Here is a 6,827-nt window from a genome sequence, read left to right on the forward strand (position 1 = left end):
AGCCATGGCAACCGATACCCCCATGCAGCTCGGCATGATCGGGCTCGGCCGGATGGGAGCCAACCTCGTCCGCAGGCTCATGCGCGACGGCCACCACTGTGTGGTCTACGACCTCAACGAGACCGCGGTGAAAGAACTGGAAGGCGAGGGCGCGGTCGGCGCTGCCTCACTCGAGGAATTCGTGGCGAAACTGGAGCGGCCCCGAGCCGCCTGGCTCATGCTGCCCGCCGCCATTGTGCAGCCGACCCTCGATCAGCTCGTCGAACTCCTCGATCCGGACGACGCGGTCGTCGACGGTGGCAATTCGTACTACCGGGACGACATCACCCGTGCCAAGCAGCTTGCTCCCCGCCGGATCCACTACCTGGACTGCGGTACCTCAGGCGGTATCTGGGGGTTGGAACGTGGCTACTGCCTCATGATCGGCGGCGAGCCGGAGCCCGTCGCCCGGCTCGACCCGATCTTCCGGACCATCGCCCCCGGTATCGGCTCCGCGGCCTCGACACCGAGCCGAACACGGACCACCGGAACCGCACCCAACGGCTATCTGCACTGCGGCCCGAGCGGCGCCGGGCACTTTGTGAAGATGGTCCACAACGGGATCGAGTACGGGATGATGGCCTCGATCGCCGAAGGACTCAGCATCATCAAGAACGCCGACGCGGGGTGCCGCGACGTCAGCGCCGACGCCGAGACCGCTCCGCTGCGCGAGCCGGAGGCCTACCAGTACGAGATCGATGTCGGCGAAGTCGCCGAAGTATGGCGCCGCGGCTCGGTCGTGGGGTCCTGGCTCATCGACCTGACGGCGGATGCCCTCGCCCGATCACCGCGCCTGGAGGAGTTCACCGGACGCGTCTCCGACTCCGGCGAGGGCCGGTGGACGGTACTCGCCGCCGTCGACGAAGGCGTACCCGCCGCAGTGATCACCACCGCACTCACCGAGCGATTCGAATCCCGGGGCCTTGGCGAGTTCGCCGACAGGGCCCTGTCCGCCATGCGCGGCGAGTTCGGCGGCCACGCCGAGAAGAGGAGCCGACCGTGACACGCCCCGACGACCACGTGATCGTACTCTTCGGCGCCACCGGCGACCTCGCCAAGCGCAAACTGCTGCCCGGACTGTTCCACCTCGCGAGGACGGGCCTCCTCCCGGACGGCTACCGCATCGTAGGCTCATCGACGCCTCGGTCCGCGCTCAGCGACGACGCGTTCCGTAAACACGCGAGAGACGCGGTCGCCACCTTCGGACTGTCCGAGCCGTCCGGGCAGGCATGGGAGTCCTTCGAGGCCTCGCTGTCCTTCGGCGCCGCCGATCCGGACAACCCCCAGCCGCTGCTCGCGGCGGTGCGCGCGGCCGAGGAGTCCCTCGGCGGGCAGCCACGCAGGCTGTTCCACCTGGCCATTCCCCCCGCTGCGTTCGAGGCCACCATCGCGATGCTCGGCGACACGGGTCTCGCAGAGAATGCCAAAGTGATCGTCGAAAAGCCCTTCGGCACCGATCTCGCCTCGGCCCGTGAGCTCAACGAAACCATCCATACGGTCTTCGACGAGTCCCGGGTGTTCCGCATCGACCACTTCCTCGGCAAGGAGTCGGTGGAGAACATCCTCGCCCTCCGCTTCGGCAACGGGCTGTTCGAGCCCATCTGGAACCGCGAACACATCAGCCATGTGCAGATAGACGTGCCCGAGACACTCGGGATCGAGGGCCGGGCGAGGTTCTACGAGGGCACCGGAGCCTTCCGGGACATGATCGTGACACACCTGATCCAGGTGCTCGGGATCGTGGCCATGGAACCGCCCTCCACACTCGACGCCCAACCGTTGCGGGATGAGAAATCCAAGGTCTTCGAGGCGCTACGCCCCATCGAACCCGCTCACGTCGTACGCGGCCAGTACGTCGGATACCACGACGAACCCGGTGTAGCACCGGATTCGCACACCGAAACGTTCGCCGCACTGCGCCTGGAGGTGGACAACGGACGGTGGGCCGGAGTGCCCTTCTATCTCCGTTCCGGCAAGAACCTCGCACAGCGCCGCGAAGTGATCACCCTGGGCCTCCGTGAGCCGCCCTTGAGGATGTTCCGGACCGACATTCCCAAGCGGGTAAGGGACCACGGCAACAAGATCGTGATCGACTTCGGAGACCCCGGATGGATCGCCGCCGACTTCCTCGCGAAGGAGCCCGGCCCCGCCATGCTCCTCGGACCGGCGAGAATGGCCTTCCACTACGAGAACGCCTTCAATCAGGCACACGGACTTGAGGGCTACGAACGATTGATCCTGGACGCCATGCTGGGAGACCAGTCTCTGTTCACACGGTCCGACGGCATCGAACGCGTCTGGGAGGTTTCCGTCCCCCTCCTGGAGTCTCCTCCGCCACCGCAGCCATACGACCCCGGCTCCTGGGGCCCAGAACCGGCCATCACCGAACTGATCGCCCCCCACCGCTGGTACCTGCCGGACGATTACAAGGCCTGAAAGAAAGACGTACGTTGTGGCCGGCGGTGCGGCTCATGAACAGGGCGTCCCGACCTTGACCTCAACCTTGCTTGAGATCCTACGGTGCTCACACCAGCGTTCATTCCTGAGGGGCACCACGCATGACGACCCAGCACACCTCCGACGCCGAACTCGCCGCACAGCCGGCCGCTACTGGACCGGAGTGGCCTACGCGGCCATCATCTCGTTCACCCGAGCCCGACAGGCCGAACGGGGCTTCACACAGCCCCAGTTCTGGCTTCTGCGCAATCTGTCGAAGAACGACATCTCACCCGACGGTCACGGCATGACCATCCCCGAACCCCAGCAGGCCATGAGCTCTTACATCAGGCCCGAGGACGACCTGAAGACCGAGGCGGAAGCCCTGCTGGAGCGGGGCTGGCTCGCCCGTGATGCCCAGGGGAGGCTATGGATCACTGAGTCTGGGGACGAGGCTCGTGCCGGTCTCCGGCAGCACGCGCCGGCCATCCGGGCCCGCATCCACCAGGGCATCGATGACGCCGACTTCGTCACCACGGTGAAAGTGCTCCAGCAGATGATCCGGAACACCGGTGGCACCCTGGCTCAGGCCGGTGTCCGACGGGTCGGTGACCACCCGCATCGCGGAACGTTCTCGGCCGTACGGGGGAGACGCCGGTCCACGGGTCGGCCGCGGCATCATGGAAATCCACGGGCAAGCAGCAGTCGCTCAGGGACAGATGACCATCTTGCCCCGGATCCGATTCTCTACCGCCCGGTAGGCGTCCTTGCCGTTTTCAAGGCTGTAGCGGTCGGCGACGGGGAGGGGACGGAACTGTCCGGAGTCGAAGTGCGGCGTGAACTCGGCGAGCCGTGCGCACGACTCGACGACATCGAGGGTGAGGCTGTTGCATCCCAGAATCCGGGTTTCGTTGCGGTACAGGTGAATGAGGTCGATCTCCACGGTCCGCGTGCCGACGGCGCTGATCACCACAAGGCGGCCACGGCGGGCGAGTGAGGACAGGGCCGCCTGCGTCGTGACGCCACCAACGGTGTCATACACCACCTCGGCCCCCGCACCTCCTGTCAACTGCCTGATCTTGGAGCCGATCTCCTGTGGGTCGCCCTCGACCGCGACGAACCCCTCGATGATCGACGCGGCAGGGGTGCCGTCAGCGGGCTGGGTCCGGTCCACACCGATGACCCGGGCGCCGAGGGCATGGGCGATCTGCGCGACCGCGCCCCCCACGCCACCTGAAACACCGAACACGGCGATGGTCTCGCCCTTGGTCAGCTGTGCGGCTTCGACGACGCCGAGCCAGGCGGTAATGAAGTTGACTCCTACGATCGCGGCCTCCTCGAAGCTCAGCCGCTCAGGCTTGCGGGCCAGTGCCGCCGCCGGAATGGCGAGCAGCTCGGCATGCGAGCCGTCACGTGTGAAGCCGACATCTCCTCCGGTGCCCCAGACCTCCGCACCGATCCAGTCCTGCGGTCCGTCGAGGACGACGCCGGAGTAGTCGCGGCCGGGGGTGCGGGGAAGCGTCGTTCCCTCCATCTGCCCGGCGACGTTCATCAGGTCCGAGAGATTGACCGAGGCGGCTTTCACAGCCACGACGGCCTGACCGTCCCGTGCCACGGGATCGGGCACGTCGGCGAGATTCAGGACCTGGAGATCACCGAATCGATCGAAACGCAGAGCGCGCATGGCGGGCCTTCCTTGGGTTGGGTCTCCACCGTCCGCGGGGCGGGATTCCGGGTGACGTCACCATGGGAACTGCCTTCGCTACCGACGGTCCCGATCCCCACGTGCACGGTGTGAGCGGGCAAGCCACCATTTCCGGTCCCCCGACAGCAGGACTGCCGGTGTACGAGCTAACCGGCGGTGTGGACTTCGTGCCCAGAAGCGATATACGCCACCATGGAAACATGATATGAAAAAATAGGCATTTCGATCGACGCGGTCGCCGACTACGACGAATACCTCGACGGCCGCCCGCGCGCCGACGGGGTCCGGGTCTGTACTTCAACACCCGGATTCCGCCGCTGTGGTCAACTCAACCCGGCCCCTCGATTGCCTCGTTGATCGCCGCCGCGAAGCGGGCCGGGTACTCCCTGGGCGCGAAGTGTCCGACCCCGTCGACGAAGTCGAGGGTGACGTGGTGGAAGAACTCGTCCAGCCGGTCCGACCACGTCCTTGGAAAGAGCGGGTCGTGTTCGGGCCACAACACGGTCGTCGGTGTCGCGATCCGGTCCTCACCGGTAGGCGGTGTCTCGCTCAGCGATCGCGCGACGGTGCCCGAGCCGGCCCGGTACCACCCGATGGAGGCCGTGAACGCCCCCGGTGGGGCGTATACGGAGACAAGGTGATCCAGGGAGCCGTTGTCGAGGGCGAACGACGGACCGGACCAGTGGGCCCAGAAATGCGCTACGTAATCGCGCAGCGCCTCGGGCCTGCCGTCCAGCAGCTGCTCGGCCAATGCCAGCCGATGGAACCACTGGTACCAGAACTCCTCCTGCGCCCGGGGATCCAGGACGCGGTCGCCGACGCCGGGCAGCGGTGGCGTCACGACCAACGCACGCACCAACTCCGGGTGGTCGACGGCAACCGACTGGGCGATGCGACTGCCGATGTCGTAGCCGGCCAGCACAGGGCTCTGCAGCTCCAGCTCCCGGATCAGCCCGACCACACTGCGGACCTGGCCTGCGACGCCGTAATGATCCGCAGGGGCGTCGGCACGCTTGTCCGACGCGCCGAATCCTCGGAGGTCGGGGACGATGACATCGCGATTCCCCGCCAGCAGCGACACGACGTCGCGGTAATCCGTTCGGTCACCAGGCCAGCCGTGCAGCAGGACCACGGCTTCTCCGGAGGCGGAGCCCGAGCGGTCGTAGGCGAGCCGGAAACCGTCGACCGGTGCGCTTCGATTCACGGGGCGAGCACCATCCCGAAGTGTGCGGCACCGGAGAGCATCATGCGGTATGCCCTGGGTGCCTGGTCCAGTGGTACGGCCTCGATCATCGGGCGGACCCCGTGCAGGGCGCTGAACGCCATTGTGTCGTGCACGTCCCGCACCGTACCCGACGGATGGCCGCGGACCACCGTGCCGCGCATGTGCAGCTGGGGTGTACTGATACTCACCGGCCCGGCGGGACGCGTGTCCGTGGACATGCCCGTCCCGCCGTGTCGGCGGTCAGATGCCCGGCCGGTAGCGCATCGGGTGGTCCTGTGGCACTTCGACGATGCAGATCCTTATGCCGTCAGGATCGGCGGTCCACATCTCGATCAGTCCCCAGGGCTCCTTTCTGGGCGGGCCCAGCATCTCGACGCCCTGCCGTGCGAGCTGCTCGTACGCCGCCTGTGCGTCCCCGACCTGCAGCCACAGTTGAAGGCCGGGGGACGGCGGAGTGTCGGAGCGGCCTGAGACCTCGAGGAAACCGCCGCCGAGGAAATAGACGGTGCCGCGCTCGGGTCCGGTGCCGAACTCCCGGTAAACCGACAGGCCCAGCTTCTCGCCGTAGAAGACCCGTGAGCGCTCGGGATCGGTGGGCCGGAGCAGGGTCCTGCTGCTCAGTACATGCACCATGCGGTCGCGCCTGTCCAGAGATGATTGATTCCAAGGGGTTCCTGCGGAGACGGGGAACGCCGGTGCGGAGTTTTGCGGTGACGCCTTGCCGGCCCGCCTCCGGAGGCTGATCTGTGTGACAGCCTCAACGGCAAGTGACACTGTAGCCCTCAGCGGCCTTCCGGCACTCAACGCTGACAGCTCAAGCCCCTGAGGTTCTGCTATGAAACCCAGGGGGCTCGCTGCGTACGTGGTTTGACCTCCGGGTCAACGACAGGCCGTGCTTCCTGTCACCGCGTCAGGCCCCCTCCACTCCCCGTTCGACCAGGGCGGCGCGCTGCGGGTCGGCGAGCTTGTCGCGATGATTCTTGGTGTTGCTGACGAAGGCTCCCAGTTGTGTGGGATCAGCCGGGCCGGAAGTGCTGATTGGTGGAGTTTCCACAGTCCGGCTGGGCGGCTTGGCCGTTGTGGGTGTTCGCGCCGCTGACGGACATGCACTTCTGGCTGTTGCGGGCTACCAGCGCTGCGGTGGACGTGGCCGGCGGATGCGGTGGGGGCCTGGCCGGGTGCGCGGGCGGACGCTCGTCTGTGCGGATGGTGTGGGGATTCTGGGTGGTGGGACGGGATGTCGTGGTGGCGGCTCCCCGGGTGGCTGAGGAGGTTCAGCGGATTCTCGTGCTGTACCCGGTCAGCTTTCGGGGTGTGTTGTCTCGTTGTGGTTGTGGTTGTGGTTGTGGTCGGTGGGGTGGGGGTGTAGTTCGGTGTGGACGGTTTTGCCTCGGTGTGGGGTGAGGTTGACGGAGGTGAGTA

At 66.7% G+C, this 6,827-nt stretch carries 5 protein-coding genes and 2 pseudogenes; 3 read left to right on the top strand and 4 right to left on the bottom strand.

Annotation, left to right across the window (positions count from 1 at the left end; genetic code table 11):
* Positions 1-4: 4 nt before the first annotated feature.
* The 3 genes and pseudogenes from gnd to ACIRQP_RS33170 form a co-directional block, all read left to right on the top strand.
* The gene (gene gnd, locus ACIRQP_RS33160) at positions 5-1,042 is read left to right on the top strand and encodes a phosphogluconate dehydrogenase (NAD(+)-dependent, decarboxylating) (protein WP_403896809.1); all 1,038 of its coding nucleotides are present in this window, start codon (positions 5-7) and stop codon (positions 1,040-1,042) included.
* Positions 1,039-2,475: a glucose-6-phosphate dehydrogenase gene (gene zwf / locus ACIRQP_RS33165; protein ID WP_403896812.1), complete on the top strand. Its 1,437-nt coding sequence runs from the start codon at positions 1,039-1,041 to the stop codon at positions 2,473-2,475. Before gnd ends, zwf begins: the two co-directional genes overlap by 4 nt.
* A 122-nt stretch (positions 2,476-2,597) precedes the next feature.
* Positions 2,598-3,061: pseudogene (locus ACIRQP_RS33170) on the top strand (MarR family transcriptional regulator); the annotation flags it as partial.
* 123 nt (positions 3,062-3,184) lie between these two features.
* Here the strand turns inward: ACIRQP_RS33170 and ACIRQP_RS33175 are convergent.
* From ACIRQP_RS33175 to ACIRQP_RS33190, 4 genes and pseudogenes are all read right to left on the bottom strand, one after another.
* Positions 3,185-4,159 carry a zinc-binding alcohol dehydrogenase family protein gene (locus tag ACIRQP_RS33175; protein WP_403896814.1) on the bottom strand — a complete coding sequence of 325 codons (975 nt, stop codon included), beginning with the start codon at positions 4,157-4,159 and terminating at the stop codon, positions 3,185-3,187.
* Between the two features lie 349 nt (positions 4,160-4,508).
* Positions 4,509-5,384 carry an alpha/beta fold hydrolase gene (locus tag ACIRQP_RS33180; protein WP_403896817.1) on the bottom strand — a complete coding sequence of 292 codons (876 nt, stop codon included), beginning with the start codon at positions 5,382-5,384 and terminating at the stop codon, positions 4,509-4,511.
* Positions 5,381-5,602 (bottom strand): annotated as a pseudogene (locus ACIRQP_RS33185) (alcohol dehydrogenase); the annotation flags it as partial. The pseudogene ACIRQP_RS33185 and the gene ACIRQP_RS33180, both read right to left, overlap by 4 nt.
* 43 nt (positions 5,603-5,645) lie before the next feature.
* Positions 5,646-6,038: a VOC family protein gene (locus tag ACIRQP_RS33190; RefSeq protein WP_403896820.1), complete on the bottom strand. Its 393-nt coding sequence runs from the start codon at positions 6,036-6,038 to the stop codon at positions 5,646-5,648.
* Positions 6,039-6,827 lie beyond the last annotated feature (789 nt).

It is taken from the genome of Streptomyces sp. NPDC102274, assembly GCF_044766385.1.
Lineage (GTDB): Bacteria > Actinomycetota > Actinomycetes > Streptomycetales > Streptomycetaceae > Streptomyces.